17 protein-coding genes are annotated in these 19,232 nt (G+C 40.3%); 8 read left to right on the top strand and 9 right to left on the bottom strand.

What is annotated here, in order from left to right; all coding sequences use genetic code 11:
• Positions 1-46: 46 nt before the first annotated feature.
• The 5 genes from BI198_RS02965 to BI198_RS02945 form a co-directional block, all read right to left on the bottom strand.
• On the bottom strand, positions 47-2,284 hold the full coding sequence (locus BI198_RS02965; protein ID WP_070048216.1) for a TonB-dependent receptor: 2,238 nt from the start codon (positions 2,282-2,284) through the stop codon (positions 47-49).
• Between the two features lie 545 nt (positions 2,285-2,829).
• Positions 2,830-3,255 (bottom strand): homoprotocatechuate degradation operon regulator HpaR, encoded by a 426-nt coding sequence (gene hpaR, locus BI198_RS02960; RefSeq protein ID WP_070048215.1) that lies wholly within the window; start codon positions 3,253-3,255, stop codon positions 2,830-2,832.
• 212 nt (positions 3,256-3,467) lie between these two features.
• Positions 3,468-3,677, bottom strand: coding sequence for a cold-shock protein (locus BI198_RS02955; protein ID WP_070048214.1), 210 nt, complete (start codon positions 3,675-3,677; stop codon positions 3,468-3,470).
• A 289-nt stretch (positions 3,678-3,966) separates the two neighbouring features.
• Positions 3,967-5,421, bottom strand: a complete 1,455-nt coding sequence (locus tag BI198_RS02950) for an NAD-dependent succinate-semialdehyde dehydrogenase (protein WP_070048213.1) — start codon at positions 5,419-5,421, stop codon at positions 3,967-3,969.
• A gap of 109 nt (positions 5,422-5,530) precedes the next feature.
• Positions 5,531-6,511, bottom strand: coding sequence for a calcium/sodium antiporter (locus BI198_RS02945; protein ID WP_394331515.1), 981 nt, complete (start codon positions 6,509-6,511; stop codon positions 5,531-5,533).
• Between the two features lie 139 nt (positions 6,512-6,650).
• Between BI198_RS02945 and BI198_RS02940 the strand changes: the two genes are divergently transcribed.
• Complete coding sequence (locus BI198_RS02940) at positions 6,651-6,836, top strand: hypothetical protein (protein ID WP_070048212.1); 186 nt, start codon at positions 6,651-6,653, stop codon at positions 6,834-6,836.
• 2 nt (positions 6,837-6,838) lie between these two features.
• On the opposite strand, the gene BI198_RS02935 is transcribed toward BI198_RS02940, so the two are convergent.
• Entirely contained in the window at positions 6,839-7,612 is a 774-nt protein-coding gene (locus BI198_RS02935; RefSeq protein WP_268793913.1) for a M90 family metallopeptidase, read from the bottom strand.
• A gap of 256 nt (positions 7,613-7,868) precedes the next feature.
• Here BI198_RS02935 and BI198_RS02930 point away from each other — a divergent pair, with 256 nt between their 5' ends.
• Positions 7,869-8,333, top strand: a complete 465-nt coding sequence (locus BI198_RS02930) for a tellurite resistance TerB family protein (RefSeq protein ID WP_070048210.1) — start codon at positions 7,869-7,871, stop codon at positions 8,331-8,333.
• A 44-nt stretch (positions 8,334-8,377) separates the two neighbouring features.
• Here BI198_RS02930 and BI198_RS02925 read toward each other — a convergent pair whose 3' ends face one another.
• Positions 8,378-8,719 carry a hypothetical protein gene (locus BI198_RS02925; RefSeq protein WP_235605204.1) on the bottom strand — a complete coding sequence of 114 codons (342 nt, stop codon included), beginning with the start codon at positions 8,717-8,719 and terminating at the stop codon, positions 8,378-8,380.
• A gap of 369 nt (positions 8,720-9,088) precedes the next feature.
• Here BI198_RS02925 and BI198_RS02920 point away from each other — a divergent pair, with 369 nt between their 5' ends.
• Entirely contained in the window at positions 9,089-11,152 is a 2,064-nt protein-coding gene (locus BI198_RS02920; RefSeq protein ID WP_070048209.1) for a tetratricopeptide repeat protein, read from the top strand.
• 56 nt (positions 11,153-11,208) lie between these two features.
• On the opposite strand, the gene BI198_RS02915 is transcribed toward BI198_RS02920, so the two are convergent.
• A complete protein-coding gene (locus BI198_RS02915) occupies positions 11,209-12,045 on the bottom strand; it encodes an RluA family pseudouridine synthase (protein ID WP_070048208.1) in 837 nt (278 codons plus the stop codon).
• Positions 12,046-12,130: 85 nt separating this feature from the next.
• On the opposite strand from BI198_RS02915, the gene BI198_RS02910 reads away from it, so the two are divergent.
• Positions 12,131-12,805, top strand: coding sequence for a choice-of-anchor H family protein (locus BI198_RS02910; protein ID WP_141728829.1), 675 nt, complete (start codon positions 12,131-12,133; stop codon positions 12,803-12,805).
• A gap of 40 nt (positions 12,806-12,845) precedes the next feature.
• A complete protein-coding gene (locus BI198_RS15970) occupies positions 12,846-13,013 on the top strand; it encodes a hypothetical protein (protein WP_158007082.1) in 168 nt (55 codons plus the stop codon).
• 11 nt (positions 13,014-13,024) lie between these two features.
• On the opposite strand, the gene BI198_RS02905 is transcribed toward BI198_RS15970, so the two are convergent.
• The gene (locus tag BI198_RS02905) at positions 13,025-14,083 is read right to left on the bottom strand and encodes a cache domain-containing protein (protein ID WP_070048206.1); all 1,059 of its coding nucleotides are present in this window, start codon (positions 14,081-14,083) and stop codon (positions 13,025-13,027) included.
• A 208-nt stretch (positions 14,084-14,291) separates the two neighbouring features.
• Here BI198_RS02905 and rapA point away from each other — a divergent pair, with 208 nt between their 5' ends.
• From rapA to BI198_RS02890, 3 genes are all read left to right on the top strand, one after another.
• Positions 14,292-17,195: an RNA polymerase-associated protein RapA gene (gene rapA, locus BI198_RS02900; protein ID WP_070048205.1), complete on the top strand. Its 2,904-nt coding sequence runs from the start codon at positions 14,292-14,294 to the stop codon at positions 17,193-17,195.
• A gap of 6 nt (positions 17,196-17,201) precedes the next feature.
• Entirely contained in the window at positions 17,202-17,855 is a 654-nt protein-coding gene (gene rluA / locus BI198_RS02895; RefSeq protein ID WP_070048204.1) for a bifunctional tRNA pseudouridine(32) synthase/23S rRNA pseudouridine(746) synthase RluA, read from the top strand.
• 170 nt (positions 17,856-18,025) lie between these two features.
• The gene (locus BI198_RS02890; RefSeq protein ID WP_070048203.1) at positions 18,026-19,102 is read left to right on the top strand and encodes an OmpA family protein; all 1,077 of its coding nucleotides are present in this window, start codon (positions 18,026-18,028) and stop codon (positions 19,100-19,102) included.
• Positions 19,103-19,232 lie beyond the last annotated feature (130 nt).

Genomic DNA, 19,232 nt, shown 5'->3' with positions numbered 1-19,232 from the left:
AGTATTTAGACACCTTTAAATTTTGTTATAGATTAACCCTACTGCTTTACTCGAAGTACATATTGAAAGTAACACCTACTGTTCTTGGGTTACCAATACGAGCAAATCCAGTATCTGCAGCAGTAATTGAAGTAGAACGATAAAGCTCATCCGTTAGGTTTTTGGCCCAAGCCGTTACGTTCCAATCACCACTGGTTGACTCGTAACGAACACTGGCATTCAATAAACCATAGCCAGACTCACCACCAACAACAGGGTCATTGTTAGCATCAAAAAATTGATCACCGGTATATTCATAAGCCGTACGGAACGACATCGTGCCTTTACCTGCTAAATCTAACCAATATTGCGCAGATAAGCTGTAGCTAGACTCGGGTGAGCGCGATAACTTATTCCCAGTAAAGTCTTTACCGGCGGCGTTAATATATGCACCCAGTTCGGTATCCAATAACGCATAGTTAAAGCCTAACTGTAAATCTTGGGTTGGTCGCACTAGCATTTCTAATTCTAAGCCTTTAATTTCAGCATTAGTGCTTTGTACTACTAACAAACTATCGGCACCAGTTCCCACTAGCTCGAAGAACTGTAAGTTAGAATAATCCATGTAGAACAAGTTAGAGTTTAAGCGTACTTTGTTATTAAACCATTGAGTTTTAGCGCCAATTTCATAGTTAATAACTTCTTCTGGATCAAATGATTGCTCGGCAGAGATTTTATTACTTGGAGCACTTTGGAAGCCGCCTGCTTTATAGCCTTTGCTTGCAGAGGTATAGATCATAGCATCGGCTGTTAATTGATAATCAACGGCAATTTTAGGCGTGAATGAGCTCCAAGAGTCAGATGCTGTAATAGCATAAACTTCATCGGCTGGGGCTAAGGTAAAAATCTCATCTGGACCTGGTGTTTTACCGGCTAATAAATCGTTTATGGCTAAATCGATATCTTTATCGTCAACCGTATAGCGGCCACCAATGGTCACATTTAATTTATCAGTAAAAGCATAAGTACCTTGAGCAAACACCGCTTTTGATTCAATAGTGGCAAATTGATCAAACTCAGGGAAAGACACTAATGATTTACCCGGTAACGGCTGCTGAGTAGATAAAAAGCGGTACGTTCTATCGTAGCTTTCGGTGCGGTCTACATCTTCTGTTGAATAATAAACACCTGCTACCCAGTTAAGCTTGTCTGCCATGCTTAAACCGTTAATACGCAATTCTTGAGTAAATTGCTTATCTTTTTCGGTAGCTAAATTTACTGTTTTTAATTGCACCACACTAATAGGCAAACCAACTAAATCTTGTAACCAATCAAACTTAGTATGTCGATACGAAGTAAGTGAAGTGACGGTACCGATATCTAATTCTTTGGTGATTTTAACAAAACTATTGGATACATCGCGCTTAAAGTAACCATCTGTATTGGGTTCAACTTCTCGTGGATTGTCATTTGGCACTAAGCCAGCATCATCATAACCGTCTGTAACGAAGGTACCAATTGGAAAGGGTACTCGGCTACCCGCTGCAGTATCATTTTTGGTATATTCTGTACTGACTAACACATCAAGACCATTATCAAAGCTGTGGGATATCTGCCCTCTAATGCTCTTAGTATTAGCATCATCAACATCTTTTCCAGTAACCAGGTTTTTCTGGAAACCATCACGGTCTTTAGTTAATCCGGAAATACGTACTGCAGTATCACTAGCAATAGCAAAGTTAACGTGACCTTTAAGCTCTCTTAAATTATAGTCACCTAAAGTGGCAGAGACTTCTGCACTAAAAAACTCTTCTGGAGCTTTAGTAATAAAATTAATGGCTCCACCAACAGCATTTTTGCCATATAAAGTGCCCTGCGGGCCGCGCATAACTTCAACTCGCTCTAAGTCATAAATGTCTAAGTTAGCGCCACCTGCTCGGTTAATTGCAATATCATTAATAAAAACGACTACAGAAGGATCGCCACCGACACCGTCTGCAGTTGAGCTAATACCACGAATAGATAACTGTGGGTCGGCTTCGGAGAAAGGGGTAAAACTAAGGTTAGGTGTTGCCGAGATAACATCGTCAATTTTAACCATTTGATTTTCTTTCATCTCATTGGCACCAAAGGCCGATATAGATGCCGGTACTTCTTGCAAACTTTGCACCCGCTTTTGCGCAGTGACTACAATTTTTTCAATACCTTTAAATTCATCTTCTTGTTGAGCTTGAGCAAGTGAGCTTGTTAATGCAGCGCTTATTGCTAAAGCAATATAAGTGTACTTCGCTTTACCATTCGACATATTCCTACCCTTTAATAGTTAGCATGTTAACTTTAACTGTTAGCTCAATCTATTGCTTAATAAGTAGTCGTGTCAAGTAAGCAAAAGGCAACCCTGCTAAAAACAAGGGCTTTTATCACAGACAACAAATCAACATATTGTTATATATCAATTAATTACTAATGATAAAAAATAAATTATATTTAGGTAACGTATTTACTCTAAAACAAATCAATTAAAATTTTAATTTGAGAATAAAAATACCATACATAACGCACTAAAATATCGCCAAGTATAACTTAACAAGTTAAATAATTTTAAGTGAATCAATCAATTAGAATTTGATTAAAACTCACACAAAAATTTTATTCAAGATAAGGTTCATATAGCTATATTGTACGGTTAATATTTTTTAGAAATAATAGGGATAAATCATCAGTGAAGGATAAAGCTGAAGTAGTAAATGTTCGCTTTCGACAGAATTTAACTAGACAGGGCTTGAGCTTGGCTTGCAAGTAACCCGTTTGAATTCATTGCTGCAAGCTTATTATTGCTGAGGTAAGGAATTAAAAGAAAGGTAAAGTCTCGACTTCATCTAATAGCTTTAGTAAACGCTCTAATTTTTTTGCGCCAAATTTTTTCTTAAATTGCGCATAACGTTTTTCTATCTGCACACTGACTTCATCAACAATTTGCGTTGCTTCAGGAGTTAAAAATAACAATGTACAGCGCTGATCTTGTTGAGATTTTTCACGATAAATTAAGTTTCGTTCTTCAAGGCGCTTAATAATACCAGTTAAACTTGGACTTAGAATACAGGTTAGCTTGGCTAACTCTTTAAACTCTAAACCACTAAACTCACTTAAGGCTCTTAACACGCGCCATTGCTGATCGGTAAAATCAACTTCATGCAATATAGGCCGAAAAAAAGACATCGTGACTTCTCTGGCGGCAACCAACTTCATCGGTAAAGATTCATTGAATTTGAGCATGATATTAATTATTCCTAACTGCAATAACAGGATGTTAAAGCGTTTCGGTTAACTTGTCACCGATAAATAACCTAGGCTACGACAGCTAATATTATTTTGACAAAAATTATTCCGGATCAACAAAAACAACTAAGGCCTTAAAATAAGGCCTTAGGATATGCATTTGTTATTTAAGCTTAGTTCTGCTAATTGCAAAACTGCTTAATTTACAATTAGATGCAAACGATGTTTTCAGCTTGTGGGCCTTTTTGACCTTGGCTTAAAGTAAATTGTACTTGTTGGCCTTCAGCTAAAGTTTTGAAACCGTCGCTTTTGATAGCGCTGAAATGGGCAAATACGTCTGGACCAGATGCTTGCTCAATAAAACCAAAACCTTTAGCTTCGTTGAACCACTTAACGGTACCAGTAACAGTATTAGACATAATTAAAATCCTGAATAAATTAAAAAATATTGACGCCTTAAAATAGGCAATTCAGCAGGAAGAAAACTGAGATTTAGATATAACAGAACGAAGGTTTATGACTAAAACTGCGGATTGTACTTAAATAAAACTAGGCTTTCCCTCAAGCCGGACGCACTATATCGTCTCTAAGGGTGGTAAGTCAACTATTAGTTTAATAATTGTTCGATTATTAAACTAATAGTCTTCTTTTGCAGAAATATCCATCAATATCAGCAATGAAGTAGCAGTTATGATGAAACGTATGCCTTTATGCCAAACCACCTAAACATAAGTATTTGATATCAGTATAATCGTCTAAACCATATTTAGAGCCTTCGCGACCATAACCTGAATGCTTTACGCCACCAAAAGGGGCGGCGGCATTAGAGATAGCCCCTTCATTAATACCAACCATACCGAATTGTAGCGCCTGGGCGACCCGAAATACGCGACCAATATCGCGACTATAAAAGTATGCAGCCAAACCATACTCCGTATCATTGGCTAACTTAATCGCTTCAGCTTCATCGGTAAATGTTTGCAACGCTGCCACGGGACCAAAAATTTCTTGCTGACTTATATCCATATCAGCCGTTACCTGACTTAATATGGTTGGCGCATAAAACTGCTTACCTGCAGCATGACGCTGAGCACCTAGCTCAACTTTGGCGCCTTGCTTTAAAGCCGAACTAACTAGCTTTTCAACTTTTTCTAACGCCTCAGTACTGATTAAAGGCCCTATATCGCTATCTTGGCTTAAACCAGAACCGACTTTTAGTTTATTCACGGCAGCTATCAATTTTTTAGTAAAAGCCGGGTAGACACTTTTTTGAATTAAAATCCGATTGGCACAGACACAAGTTTGGCCTGCATTACGAAATTTGGACGCCAGTAAACCAGTCACGGCCGCTTCTAAATCAGCATCATCAAAAACAATAAAAGGCGCATTCCCCCCTAGCTCCATGGTGACTCGCTTTACATCGGCAGCACATTGCGCTGCTAGTGTTTTACCCACGGCCGTAGAGCCGGTGAAACTAAACTTTGCCACCCGCCGATCGGTCGTTAACACTTCACCTATAGCTTTTGCATTAGTGCCGACCACCACATTAAATACCCCTTTTGGGATACCAGCCTGCTCTGCTAATACGGCCATTGCTAACGCAGAAAGCGGTGTTTGCTGTGCCGGCTTTACCACAAAGGTGCACCCCGCAGCTAAAGCCGCCGCCGCTTTACGCATCAGCATAGCGTTTGGGAAATTCCAAGGTGTGATAGCCGCGACTACGCCTACAGCCTGGCGCTGGATAATTATGCGCTTATCGGCTGAAGGGGCAGGAATAGTATCGCCATCTAGGCGTTTTGCTTGCTCAGAAAACCATTGTAAATACGAGCCGCCGTAATTAATTTCACCTTTAGCTTCAGCTAATGGCTTACCTTGTTCGGCAGTCAGGATAATTGCGAGGTCTGTTTGGTATTTAACCAATAATAGATACCAGTTATACAATAGCTCAGCACGCTTAGCGGCCGGCAACAAGCTCCAACTGCTAAAGGCTTTGCTTGCTGCTGCAATTGCTGCGGATGCTTGCTCAGCACCCGCATCGGCAACTTGATGCAACTCACTACCATCTGCTGGATTACGAACGGCAAAAGTTTTATCGCTGCTATGCCAATCGCCATTTATATAAGAGCCCGCCCGTAATAAATGGCTGGAAAGATTCAGTTGCATTTATTGCCTCCGCTATTAATAAGATTGGCTAGCATCATTATAATTTAAACCATACAGCGTCGATGCAAGTCGATTTTGTGCCGATAATTAGCCGAACGCTAAGCTGTTATTAAGCCAGAACAGTACTGACTAAATAACCGGTATAGCCAAAATACACTAGCATTAATACGCCACCTTCTAGCCGATTAATGCGACCTTGTTTTTTGTAACCATAGCTCATGATAAATAAAGCGGCGGTTAATAACGCCATTATGGTCCAATCTCGAGTTAATACTACTGAGTCTAGTGTTAATGGTTCTATTGCAGCAGCAATACCTACTACGGCTAGGGTATTAAATAAATTTGAACCAATCACATTACCTAGGGCTAAATCATGTTCGCCTTTTTTTATCGCGATAAGCGAGGCGGCTAACTCGGGTAACGAAGTACCAATAGCAACGACCGTTAAACCTATGACTAAGTCACTGACACCTAAACTCTCGGCAATAAATACGGCACCAAATACCACTAAACGAGAAGCGATAATCAATAACACTAAACCGATGATTAACCACATAATCGCTTGTTTTAGCGTCATGTCGTTTTCGCTTAACTCAGCGACAGTTTGGGTGCTGTAATTATCTTTAGTATTACGCATGCCCTGCCAAATAGACCAACCCATGACCACAAAAAACACGCCTAATAGCCCCCAAGCGTCAGCTTGGCTTAAATGACCATCATATAATTGCCAGCCCGCAAATAAGGTGACTAGCATTAAAATAGGTATTTCTTTGCGCACAACTTGTGAGTTAACAGCAATAGGGCTAATCAATGCCACTAAACCTAGGATTAAGGCAATATTAGTAATGTTAGAGCCATAAGCATTACCAATAGCTAAAGCGGGGTTACCATCCATAGCGGCAATGGCAGAAACCACCATCTCAGGCGCCGAGGTACCAAAGCCGACAATTACCATACCAATTAATAATGGCGGCATACCAGCATAACCTGCCGTTGCCGCAGCGCCATCAACAAACTTATCAGCACTCCAGACTAATAATGCTAGCCCTGAAACTAAAGCCAATATTGCCCATAACATTTCTAACGACATCGCTTATCCTTATATCTAGCAAAAAAGTGCGCAGCATATCACGATGTAAAAAGCGGGCACAGAGTAACAACTTGCTTTTGCTCGCTTTTCAAGCCTAAGTTACACTAGCCTGTAATCTGCCGGCAAATACGGAGTCTTTATGGCATTATTTATTATTTTAGCCGTGCTATTAGTTGGCTTAGTGTTAGTGGTTAGCCTAACTGAAAAATTCGGCAAAAAAAGTGATACTGCACCCAGTAAAATAAGTGCTTTTATTATTCCATTATTGATAATAATGGTTACCTTACAAGTATTACGTGCATTATTTTGGCCTGATGGCTTCTGACTTTAGCGCCAGCTAAGTGGATTGACGCGATAAAAGTGACTGAGTTGTTGATACAGTTTTTGGTGTTGGCTAAAAAGCTCATTGGGTTGTTCAAAAAACACTTCTGAGATAACAGCAAAAAACTCGGCGGGATTAGTGGCCCCATAAGCATCAAACAAACTGGCTTCACCCACCGCGACTTGGCGCTGTAACTGACTAAACTCTGCTGCTAACACTTTAGACCATTGTTGATAGTCGGTACTACGCTCCAGTAGAGGTGCGCCAGTTGCCATGCCTTTTTCTTGGTCTAATTGATGGGCAAATTCATGGATCACCACATTGCGACCATCGCTGGGATTAGCAGCGCCCTCTTTAGCATCGGCCCAACTTAAAATCACCTTACCTAAACCCCAAGATTCGCCAGATAATAAACGCTGCTGCTGATGCATCACCCCGGCTCCATCCCGTTGCGGCCCCTTGACGACAAACACGCTAGGATAAATAAGAATTTGTTTTAATTTTGGATAATAATAATTGGGCCGATTGAGCAATAATAAACACGCTTGAGCAGCTATAGTCACCCGCATTTCGTCTGTTACTATAACGCCGGCACAGCCAATAAATTGTTTTTCAGCAATAAACACCTGAATATGTTGTTTTAACTGTAACTGTAAATCAGCCGGTAAGGCACGAAAAAAAGGCATACGTTGTTTCAGAATTTGCCGCCAAGCGGCAGAGAAAGGTTGCTTCATTAACCGCTGCCGTTTATAACGTTGCCAATAGGGCAGAAAAAGCACCAAGCTAATGATCACAATGCCGATTAGGAGCGTAATTATAATGGCCAACTGTCACCTCTTTATGTGCAACCTAGTAATTTGCAACATTTAAGCTTCGATAGATTTACGCTTTGAAACTAGTTGCGAAAAATTTTATTAAACCGTTAATGTGGTTGCAACGGGTTAAATGCAAGCGAAGCAACTATTTATGCAACAAAGCTAGCTTAGTAACCTCTAACTCGCTACTCAATAAACACCAAAAGGTATAGGAAATTTTATGCTGCAATTATTTAAGACTCTGCTTGATAACCTTAGCAGTAACAATCGCCCAGTAGATAATCAGCATGCCGCTGTTTGTGGTTTAAACAGCGAACAGTTTGCCAGTGTATCGTTAATGTTAATGTTAGCGAATGCTGATTTCAGCTTAGCTAATGAAGAAACTGATTTGGTTGAAAAATATTTACAACAAGAATTAGCGTTATCGTCTGCTGAAGCTAAAGAGGTGTGCCAGCAAGCCATTAAGCGGGCTGATGAAGCAGTATCATTACATGAGTTTACTAAAGAGTTAAAGTTGCTGAGTTATGACACTAGGTTAAAATTAATGGACCAGTTATGGCAACAAGTTTATGCCGATAATGAATTAGACCCAAATGAAGAGGCGATGATACGTAAAATTGCTGATTTACTGTTTATTCGCCATAGTGACTACATTCAGGCCAAGCTCAAAGTTATTAACAATTAGAATTTTTAATAATTAAAGTTCTTAATAATTAGAGTGCTAAACAATTAATCTTGTTTTTTATCTAACACTTCGCCTTCAATAACCGCAGGGTCACGCTGTGCAGATGTCTGAGCGTGATCGGTTGCATGCTGTTGCCGTTGTTGCTGCCAAGCTTTAACTTTGGCTCTGTGTCTAAATAGCATAATTGGGATCACAATCCAGCTAAGTAATAGCATAAAGAGTAATAAACCGGCGCCAACAACTAAAAAAACACCTAGCATTAACCAAGCAAAAAGTTTTTGTAACGGCCCGGCAGCCTGGCGTTGAGCAAATGCCTGTTGCCATTGACTAGTCTGTTGCTTGAATGATGATGAAAACATAATTACCTCGGCAGTATTGAGCGCCATTATAAATTTAAGCCTAACTGGCATTGCTTTGACATAAAAATCTGTGGCATAAAAATGGGCGACATAATAAGCCTAGTGTAACAGTTATGACTGAGCGCCACCTGAATTAACCTTAATGAATCCGCTAAGGCTAAATTTCAATGCTTAGCGCCGCTTTATTTTAGTAACGCTACTTTGTCTAATATATAAGCTCTAATTATTACACATTATAAAAGCTATAATATTAAATCAGCACTTCAAGTTAACAACTTGAAAAATATAGCCTTACATTGTCATTAATTCTTTAAAGCTTTAATGAACATCTTTTACCGCTAGTCGGCATCATATAATATCGCTACACTGGTTAAAAAAGCGGAACAATATTCAGCCATGCGCCTTATTATCTTAGTATTAATGTGTTTTCCATTATGGGTATCTGCTTCTATTGAATTAGAGCCAAGAATCATTGCTGCAGCTGCAAACCCTGGCTTAGTCAGTGAGCAGTTATTGCAAAAATTACCGTCAAGCTTTACCGCTAGAGACTATATGGTGTTGGCCGAGACTCAATTACATTTAAGAAATAAAGACACCGCGCTTGATGCCATTAATAAAGCGTTATCGCTAGCCGATAGTCGTTATTTGCGCGCCTACAGTTATTTAATGAAAGCAAAAATATATGGCATATTATTTCGTGACACTCAATTAGCGATTACCCAACTAAAAGAAGCTGAGAAATTATTAACCGATGAAAATAGCCGTGAAAGTAAAAGCTTGTACGGTGATGTTCTACAAAACTTTGCTCAGGCTTATAATCAATTAGGCCAACCACAAAATGCGATGCCCTACGCTCAACGTAGTTTAGAAGTGGCCTTAGACTTGCAACATTTTGACTATGAGCTGCGAGCAAGAATTACCATTGGTCGACTTGCCTTACCTAATAATGATTTTAACTTAGCCTATCACCAGTTTACTGAAGCTCTAAAATTAGCCACTAAATTAAATGACCTGCCTGCTTTAGCCTCAATTCATTTTCGCTTAGGTAAGGCTTTTTTAAAATTAGATGATACCAAAACGGCCTTAGAGCATTTTCAGCAAGCTTTACCGCTATATGACAAATTGCAACGCAAAGGTAACTATACCTATATTTTAGTGTTTATTGCTGAAGCGCATGTAGTGGCAGCCGAGAACTCTGAGGGGTCTGAACACACTGAGCATGTACAACTCGCTAAAGAGAGTTTAGCCAAAGCCATGGTATTGGCTCGCGAACAAGATGACGCCTTTCGTGTCGCGTTAATCTTGCAGTCTTATGCAAAAGTAGCAGTTATAGAAAAACAACCGCAACAAGCAATACAGTTTTACTCCGAAGCCATAGAGTTATTTCGCCAGCAAAATATTATTACCACCCGCTACGAAGCGATGATTAATTTAGCTGAAGTACTATACGACACCAATGCTATTGAACAAGCGACAAACCTACTGGATATTGTAGAGCCTGAAATAACAAAATCTGCAGCATTTATGCATTTTAGATTTTATAGTCTGGATGCAAAAATAGCGGCAGATAAACAACAATGGCAGCGCGCTTATACCAGTTTAGACTATGCTAGCAGCAAACGTTTTGAGCAGTTTAGTTCAGAAAACAAGCTCAAATTAACCAGCACCCATAATGCTATTAATGAGAACAGCGAATTAAAGCGCCAACTTGAAACCGCTCAAAAATATCAGCAGCTCAATATAAAACTGCAAAACAAACTGATTAAACATGCTTACGTTATTGGCGCTTTGCTTATTAGTTTAGTGATAATGCTGCTACTTTGGCGTCAAGCTCGGCAACAGCAACATGCCAGCCATAATAAAACCGCCTTATCGGATTGGATTCGCTTTTGTCAGCAAGTGCAACAATTAGAACAGCGGTCTAATATGAGTTTAATTGCCATACAGTTACACAACAGTCAGCAATTAAAACTAGAGCTTGGTGAGCCATTTTATCACCAAATACTGGATAGCTTTATACAGCAATTGCCCGTGCAAAAATATTTAACTAGCTGCCGTCATAACGACACTATTTGGTTAGCATTGGATCAAAACTCTGAGCTTGACAGCTTACAACAAGATTTAGTGACCCAACTGCGCCAGCTTTTACCTATTACTTATCAACAACTGCCTATGTTATGTATGAGCTTTACTTTAAACCAACTGATTAAAAAGCCTTGGCGGGTTAAAACTCTCCGCGCATTAACTCATGCCCTATGGTTAGGACATCGCTTTGCTGCAGCAACAGCTAAAGAGAGCAATACTTGGCTAATGTCGATACACAGTGACAGCCCAAGCGCGTGTGAGTGGACCAGTGCTGCTATTCGCCACGATTTACTGAACACTATTCGATTGGGCAATATTAAGTTGTATTGTAATGGCCAAATGATAGCCCCTAGCGCCGCTGACAATCTTGATTAACGATAAGCAGCAGCTAGAAATGGTCTTAATACCCAGCGAGTCGTCACAACGCTAATTTACACTGAAACATGCTGTAAATTAGCTGGTAACGTAATATTTTGCCGCTGTTTGCTTTGCGGACAAGTAAAGCTTATCCCCACCGCTTGCAAGGCCAAACCTTTACTATCTTTATTATCACTGCCATACATAGGATCGCCCATTATGGGGTGTTCTAACGCAGCAAAATGACGGCGAATTTGATGTTTTCGGCCTGAAATCAGTTTAACTCGCAGCTTGCTTTGGTTTAAGTCAGCATGGTAACTAACGTCACTAAACTGGGTTTCACAAGCTTTGCCATCTAAGGGCAAGGTGATTTTCGCTTGTTGCTGTAACTCGGTAGCCAACTGGCCTTTAACCGCTATCCGGTAATACTTATCAATTGTTTGTTCGGCAATCATTTTACTAAAAGCGGCGGCCATTTTTTTTGAATGGGCAAACAATACTAATCCGCTGGCTTCTCTATCTAATCGATGTAATAAAAACACTTGCCTTTTATGCTCAAAATGCAACTCTACGGCGCGCAACAAAGCTAAATGATCACCCCACTCATTGCCTTGCGATAACATAGCGGCCGGCTTAAACCAAACGCTATAGCCTTGCATATCATGCAACAATACCGCGCTATCACATTGCCGTTGTAGCAAGTCGTCGTCATAATGTATTTCTAACTTCTGCCCTGGTTGTAACGCCGTTTGCGCCCGTCTTAAACGTTTTTTCGGTTTGGTATGCAGCAATACCGCGCCTTTTGCCATCGCATCTTTTAAGCGGCCTTTTGATAATTCAGGTAAGGCTTTTGCTAGTAGTTCAATAGCACTTATCGGTTGTTCTACTGTTAAGCTACGTACTAATTTCATGTCTTTACCTGTTCTTTACGTTTAAATTCAGCCGATATTCATGCCGTTAGCCTGTAATAGTATCAAAGCAAATGGAGAATCTGATATGAAAAACTTGCTGCAATGTATCATACTGTTTATTGCTCTCACTGTACCAGCGTATAGCGCAGAACAAGCACTAGCAGTAACAACCGAGCGACTCGGTGTACCTGATGTAAGCCAGTTAGCCTTAAAGGCACAAAACACTCGCGGCTCTGACATCACTACGCAAGCTTATGAAAGCTATGTCTGGTTTCATAGTATTGATTTACGTTTAAGCCGCGATATTAATGATAATGGCTATTATCATCGCTTAGAAGTAGATATAGATGCTGATACCTCTGATGCCTATGTCCAAGTGTTTGCCGAGTATAGTTTACAGCCTCGTTACGGCAACGAATATATATTTTATACCAGCTCTGTTTTTGAGCTTTATGGCCAGCGTAATGACGACTGGTTAGCCATAGATACGGTGTTACAACGCGATTATCCTCGGGATGAATATGTACTGACTATTCGTATATTTGATGCTAGCAGCGGTTATTTAGTCGCCGAGATCTCGGGCTATGATGACAGCAGCTTAGATCGGTTACCGCTAGAAGATTATCAGCGCGATAATCATTTTGGCAGTAGCACAACCGTTGGTGTCGGTGTTGGCGTATCTAGTGGTAGTAGCGGTATATTGACTCTGCTTGGTCTGGGCTTGGTATTGTTTCGGCGTAAATTTATGTTAGCGAAATAAATGCTAATTTTTACATAATTTAATCAGTTGCTGGCTGCCATTGTCATTGGCAGCGGCAACACCTTCGACTGATGCAACAACGATGATCAATGGTCAAGCTTATATATTAGTTGATGCTACCGGACCGGCATTATTAGCGGTAGGTGAAATAAGCCCACAATATCGGCTGTATATGAGTAACGGTCAAACGGATTATCGCTTATTTTAAATCGGTTATTTTCAGTTTTTGTCTTGTTGAGTAAGCCGGTACACTTTATCAAATATATCATTCCAACCCAGTGGAATATGCCTTACCCCCTGCACATCACTTTTGCCTAAGCGTTCGATATGAATAAATAAACGATTTACCGGTGAGACTACTCGGCGTTTAAAGCGATAATGCATTAAGAAAAATAATATCGATAATAAAACCAGATAACTTACTAGATGCCAGACAAACATATTTAAGCCTGAGGTAAATAAACTGGTTTTTGGCTCTAACACCGCCAGTGACCAGGGCGTGTTGGCTAAGCGTTGGACATGGATTAGATGCTGATCTATTTGTGGCAAGTTGCGTGACGTTGAATGCGGTATTAAGTTTCCAGCTTGATCCAATAACATTAAATCGGTATTGGCATATAAAGCGTAAACCGGCTTTAATAATTGCTTTAAATCTAATGCAAATAAAAACCGACCGAGTTTTTTATCATCTTCATATAAGGGTACCTGTAACACCGACTGATCTTGCATAAATTGAGCATGAAAGGTGGTTTCTCGATTATATGTGGTTCCCTGATCAATTCCGCTTTGCCAACTTAATATTTGTTCAGCAATATAATCAGGCCAACGTACTAAGCCGTTGTAGGCATAACCTTGTTCAGAAATATAATAAATATTACTAATAAACGGCTGCACCTCAGTGACCAAATCAAAATACGGTTGCAGCTGCTGCAACATATTTAACTCTGCACTTAGCGGATGCTCAATATCGGTTAACGCGACGTTCACTGTTTCGGCATCCGTAAAAGATAATAGCGGCAGGCTAATCTCCGCAGGCGGAACCGGTAATAATAATTTTAATTGAGCTGTCTTTTGCAAGGCAGTGGCATAAGCCAGTAAAGCACTAAACTTAGTGTCTATTTGGCTACTGGCACTATTTAGACGCAGTTTAGTTTGCAGTACACTATCATCCACCGCTCTTAAATAGTGGGCAAATGCCCCAAATATAGATAAGGCTATAATTAAAATAATACCGATTATTCTTGCGCGTTTGTATTCAGTATAAACTGGGTTTTTCATGCAACTCCTTTGCACATAAAAATAAGGGGTGAGGCTCATAAATTAGACTAGTTGATCAAACGGATAAGTCAATTTAATGTAACTGTATGATTAAACCTTATAATAATTCTCTTTATTCAAATAAGACTTTTCTAGCTTTAATACTAGGTGCAGAAACATGGGATTTTTAGTACTATAGCGCCCCGCTTTTTTGTTGATGTGGTATGTAATGAAGTTTGCTCTTGGCCAGCGTTGGATTAGTGATACAGAATCAGATTTAGGGTTAGGCACTGTCGTTGCCTTAGAAGGTCGTATGTTGACCTTATTATTTCCAGCAAGTGGTGACACTCGGTATTATGCCCAAGCAGAAGCCCCGTTAACGCGAGTGACTTTTAATGTTGGCGATGAAATTAGCAGTGCCGATGGCTTTAAAGTGCATGTAAGCGCGATTAAGCAACAACATGAGAATTTAATTTATTGTGGTCAGCGCAGCGATACCGAAGAATATATTGAGCTGCGCGAAACCTTTTTGGATCATTTTATTAGTTTTAGTAAACCACAAGATCGCTTATTTGCCGGCCAAATTGATCGCTTTGATTGGTTTACTTTACGTTATCAAGCGTGGCAACACATTCACCAGCAACAACAAAACCCGTTGCAGGGTTTAGTGGGCGCCCGGATCAGTTTAATTCCGCATCAGTTACACATTGCCAACACAGTAGCAAAGCGGCATGCGCCACGAGTATTACTGGCCGATGAAGTCGGTTTAGGTAAAACCATTGAAGCGGGCTTAATTATTCATCAACAAATTATTAGTGGCTTAGCCAGTAGAATATTGATTGTAGTGCCTGAAACATTACAACATCAATGGTTAGTAGAAATGCTGCGCCGCTTTAATTTACATTTTGCTATTTTCGATCAAGAACGTTGCGAGCAAGCTAGTTTAGATACCGCTAATCCGTTTGACACTGAACAACTGGTACTGTGTAGTTTAAACTTTTTAAAGAATTCACCGCGTTGGCATCAACAAGCGTTAGAAAGTCAGTGGGATTTATTAGTTGTTGATGAAGCACATCATTTACAATGGCAACCAGACGCACCGAGTGAAGATTATTTGCGAATTAGCGAGCTAGCAGAAAAAACTGCTGGCTTAATATTGCTAACGGCGACACCCGATCAATTAGGCCATCAAAGTCATTTTGCGCGCTTAAAACTACTGGACTCGGATCGCTTTCACAGCTATGAGCAATTTGTTGCTGAAGAAAAAAATTATCAGCACATTGCTACTGTTGCTAAGCCTTTATTAGGCGAAGAGGACATTAACGAAGCTTCTATCTCTGCTTTACAACAGACCCTGAGTGAGAGTGATATCAGCTCGGAATTAGCCCAGTTAAATAGCACTGATAGTAAGTTGCAACTTAGCGCTCGCCAGCAATTGTTAGAGCAATTACTGGACCGTCATGGTACCGGTCGTATTTTATTTAGAAATAGCCGTGCCAGCGTTAAAGGCTTCCCTAAGCGCCAACCGCAATTTGCCGGCTTAACCATGCCAGAGCAATATACTAATGCATTAAAAGTGCATAACAGCTTTAATCCTGATTTAACCGCAGCCCAACGCGCTGATGCCCATTTATTTCCTGAGCAAATTTTTCAAGCATTAGATCCTAGCGCGAGTTGGTGTCAATTTGATCCTCGGGTTGAGCACTTACTACACTTGCTAAAAAGCCATAAACACGAAAAATTTCTTCTTATTTGCTCTAATGCTGCTACCGCCATAGCACTAGAAGAAGCGGTAAGAACTCAAGAAGGCATTCGTGCTGCAGTCTTTCATGAAGGCATGAGTATTGTAGAACGAGATAAAGCGGCGGCTTATTTTGCTCAAGAAGATTACGCAGCACAATTATTGTTATGTTCTGAAATAGGCAGCGAAGGGCGCAACTTTCAATTCGCTCATCATTTAGTATTATTTGATTTACCCTTAAATCCTGACTTATTAGAACAACGTATTGGCCGCTTAGATAGGATTGGCCAGCAAGCGGATATTCAAATCCACGTTCCGTATTTTATTGACCATGCCCAACAGATATTAATGCAATGGTACGATCAAGGATTAAACGCCTTTACCCAGACTTGCCAAACCGGCCGCGTTATATTTGAGCAGTTCGCCGATAAACTGCAATCGTTATTGGCTGAAGCCAATTATGATCAGCAAGCTGTACAAACTGTTATTACAGCTACCACTTCGGCCAACCAAGCGTTAAAGCAACAATTAGAGCAAGGCCGTGATTTATTGCTAGAAATTAACTCTGGCGGTGGCACAGCAGCACAGCAATTAGCTGACACGATTGATGCTCAAGATGATGGCACTGAATTACCAATGCTTATGCTAAAAGCTTGGGATATGTTCGGTGTTAATCAAGATGATCATAGCGATACCAGTATAGTGCTGACACCTGGCGATCATATGCAATGCAATTTCCCTTGGTTACCTGAGGATGGCACCACTGTCACCTTTGACCGCGCTACTGCATTAGCCCAAGAAGATATTCAGCTTCTGACGTGGGATCACCCCATGGTGCGTGGCACGTTAGATTTATTAACCACAGAGCCACAAGGTAATAGCTCAGTCGCCATTCTAGCCAATAAAGCCCTACCCGCAGGTACCTATTTTGTTGAGTTTAACTTTATTGTTGAAGCCAGTGCGCCAGCACAGTTGCAATTAAACCGTTACTTGCCGGCAACGCCCATTCGAGTATTACTAGATAAATCTGGCACTAACTTGTCAGATAAAGTTAAATTTGAGCAACTGAATAAACAACTGAAACCGATTGGCCGGCAAACAGCGTCTAAATTAGTCAATGCCTTGCAAAGCCTAATACACCCGTTAATTAGTCAAGCCAGTAGTTTTGCCGAGCAGCAATTAAGCCAAGTACAAAGCCTAGCTGTGCAACACGTTACTGAGCAACTTAACCAACAACACCAGCGTTTAAGTGCTTTGCGTCAACTGAACCCTTCGGTACGGGCTGATGAAATAGATGCGGTAGCAGAACAACAACAACAATTATTAACTTATGTTAGCAAAGCAAGATTAAAGCTAGATGCATTAAGATTGATTATTGTTACTGGCGATTAATAGCAGATGTTATTTGTATACTCACCACCCACTGAACCTTATCTCGATATCATTTATCAAGATCAACAGTTGGTGGTATTTAATAAACCCAGCGGATTATTAACCGTGCCAGGTAAAGCTATTGAACATAAAGATAGCTTGGAGTATCGGGCGCGATTAGTTTGGCCACAAATAAGACTAGTCCATCGTTTAGATATGGCGACATCGGGTATTGTTATTATGGCCTTAACTGCAGAGAGCCAACGGCAATTAAATTGGCAGTTTCAATTTAGGGAAACAAAAAAACATTATATTGCTAACGTGTGGGGACACCTCGCCACTAACAATGGCAGTATAGACTTACCTTTAATATGTGATTGGCCAAATCGACCTAAACAAAAAGTCTGCTATGAGCACGGTAAAGCCTCTTTAACCCATTATCGTGTACTAAACCAAGATACTGATAGCAGCAGAGTTTTGCTAACCCCTGTTACCGGTCGTTCTCACCAATTGCGCGTGCATATGCAGTGGCTTGGCCATCCTATTTTGGGTGATAAGTTTTATGCCCACTCTCAAGGATTTACGGCGGCTAATAGACTACAATTACATGCAGAAAGCTTAACAATAATGCATCCTGAATCAAAAAAAGAAATGCAATTTAGTAGCCACTGTCCTTTTTAATTAATAAATAATGAAATAAATTTTAGTGTTTATTAATCCAAGGTTCATTTACTTCGTATAACATTATACCCATTGTTGAAAAACGCTGAATTTTTACTACTTTTATAGTTACAATTTAACATTTACGGTACAATGATACCGAGATATTGATTCCACCCAAGGAGATATGGATGAAACTTAAAAAATTATGTGTTGCTATCGCTGTCGCTATGCCTTTATTAGGATCGTTTGCTGCTCACGCAGTTGATGCCGATAAAGAAAATCGTGTATTTGGCTCAATCTTTGGCGAATACTATATGCCAGACACTGATAAAACCGAGTCAGCTGCTTGGGATTACATGAAAAAAGATTGGGGCTACGGTGTTGAAATTGGTTACTACCTAAATGAACATTGGGCATTACGTGCAGAGTATGCTCGTTTAGAAATGCAATCTAAGCTAGATGGTACTGACGTAAACGGTAACCGTATTGGTTTTGATGCTATGTATCACTTACCACAAATGCCTTCAATTTATATCGTCGGTGGTTTAAAGCGCTTTGATGCAGCTCAAACTTCTACAGCGGTAAACGTAGGTGTTGGTTATAAGCACTTCTTTAACCAAAACGTAGCGTTATATGCTGAAGGTAACCGTTACCAAGGTATCGACGAGAGCTATGGCGATGCTGGTATTAAAATTGGTATGAGCTATTTATTTGGCTCTGTTGTTGAGAAAGCCGCACCTGCACCAGCGCCTGCTCCAGTAGTAGTTCCTGTAGTAGCAAAAGTTGTTGATACAGATGGCGACGGCGTAAATGACAATGAAGATAAGTGTCCTAACACTGCTGCTAACCATAAAGTTGGCCCAGATGGCTGTACTATCTTTGTTGAGAAAATGGCTGCTGTTGGTGACGTAGATATCGAAGTTCGCTTCCCATTTGACTCTGCAGCAGTACCTGCTGACCAGCGTTTTGATGTGCAAAGCTTAGGTGCATTTATGCAACGTTTCCCTGAGTCTACAGTAGCGATTGAAGGTCATGCTTCAAACATCGGTAACCCAGCTTACAACATGAAGTTATCACAACGTCGTGCTGATGCCGTTGCTAAGATGTTAAAACAAGACTTTAATATTGCTGAGTCACGTATTAGTTCTGTAGGTTATGGTGTAACTAAACCTCGCGTAGAAGGTAGTACTCGTGCAGCGCACCGTGCTAACCAGCGTATCGAGGCTAAAGTAACAGCCAAAATCAAAGAGCCTGTATTACGTTAATTAATATTGCCTATTAATTTAGGCCACATATTTAATTAATTAAAGCCGCTGAATTTCAGCGGCTTTTTTATTTTGTGTATATAATAAGTTGCAAAAAAGCTGCCAGATGAAAAAAGCTGTGGTAGCATGC

This window comes from Rheinheimera salexigens (assembly GCF_001752395.1).
GTDB lineage: Bacteria > Pseudomonadota > Gammaproteobacteria > Enterobacterales > Alteromonadaceae > Alishewanella > Alishewanella salexigens.
The sequence above is the reverse complement of the archived record's forward strand: the minus strand, read 5'-3'. Positions and strand labels throughout refer to the sequence as shown.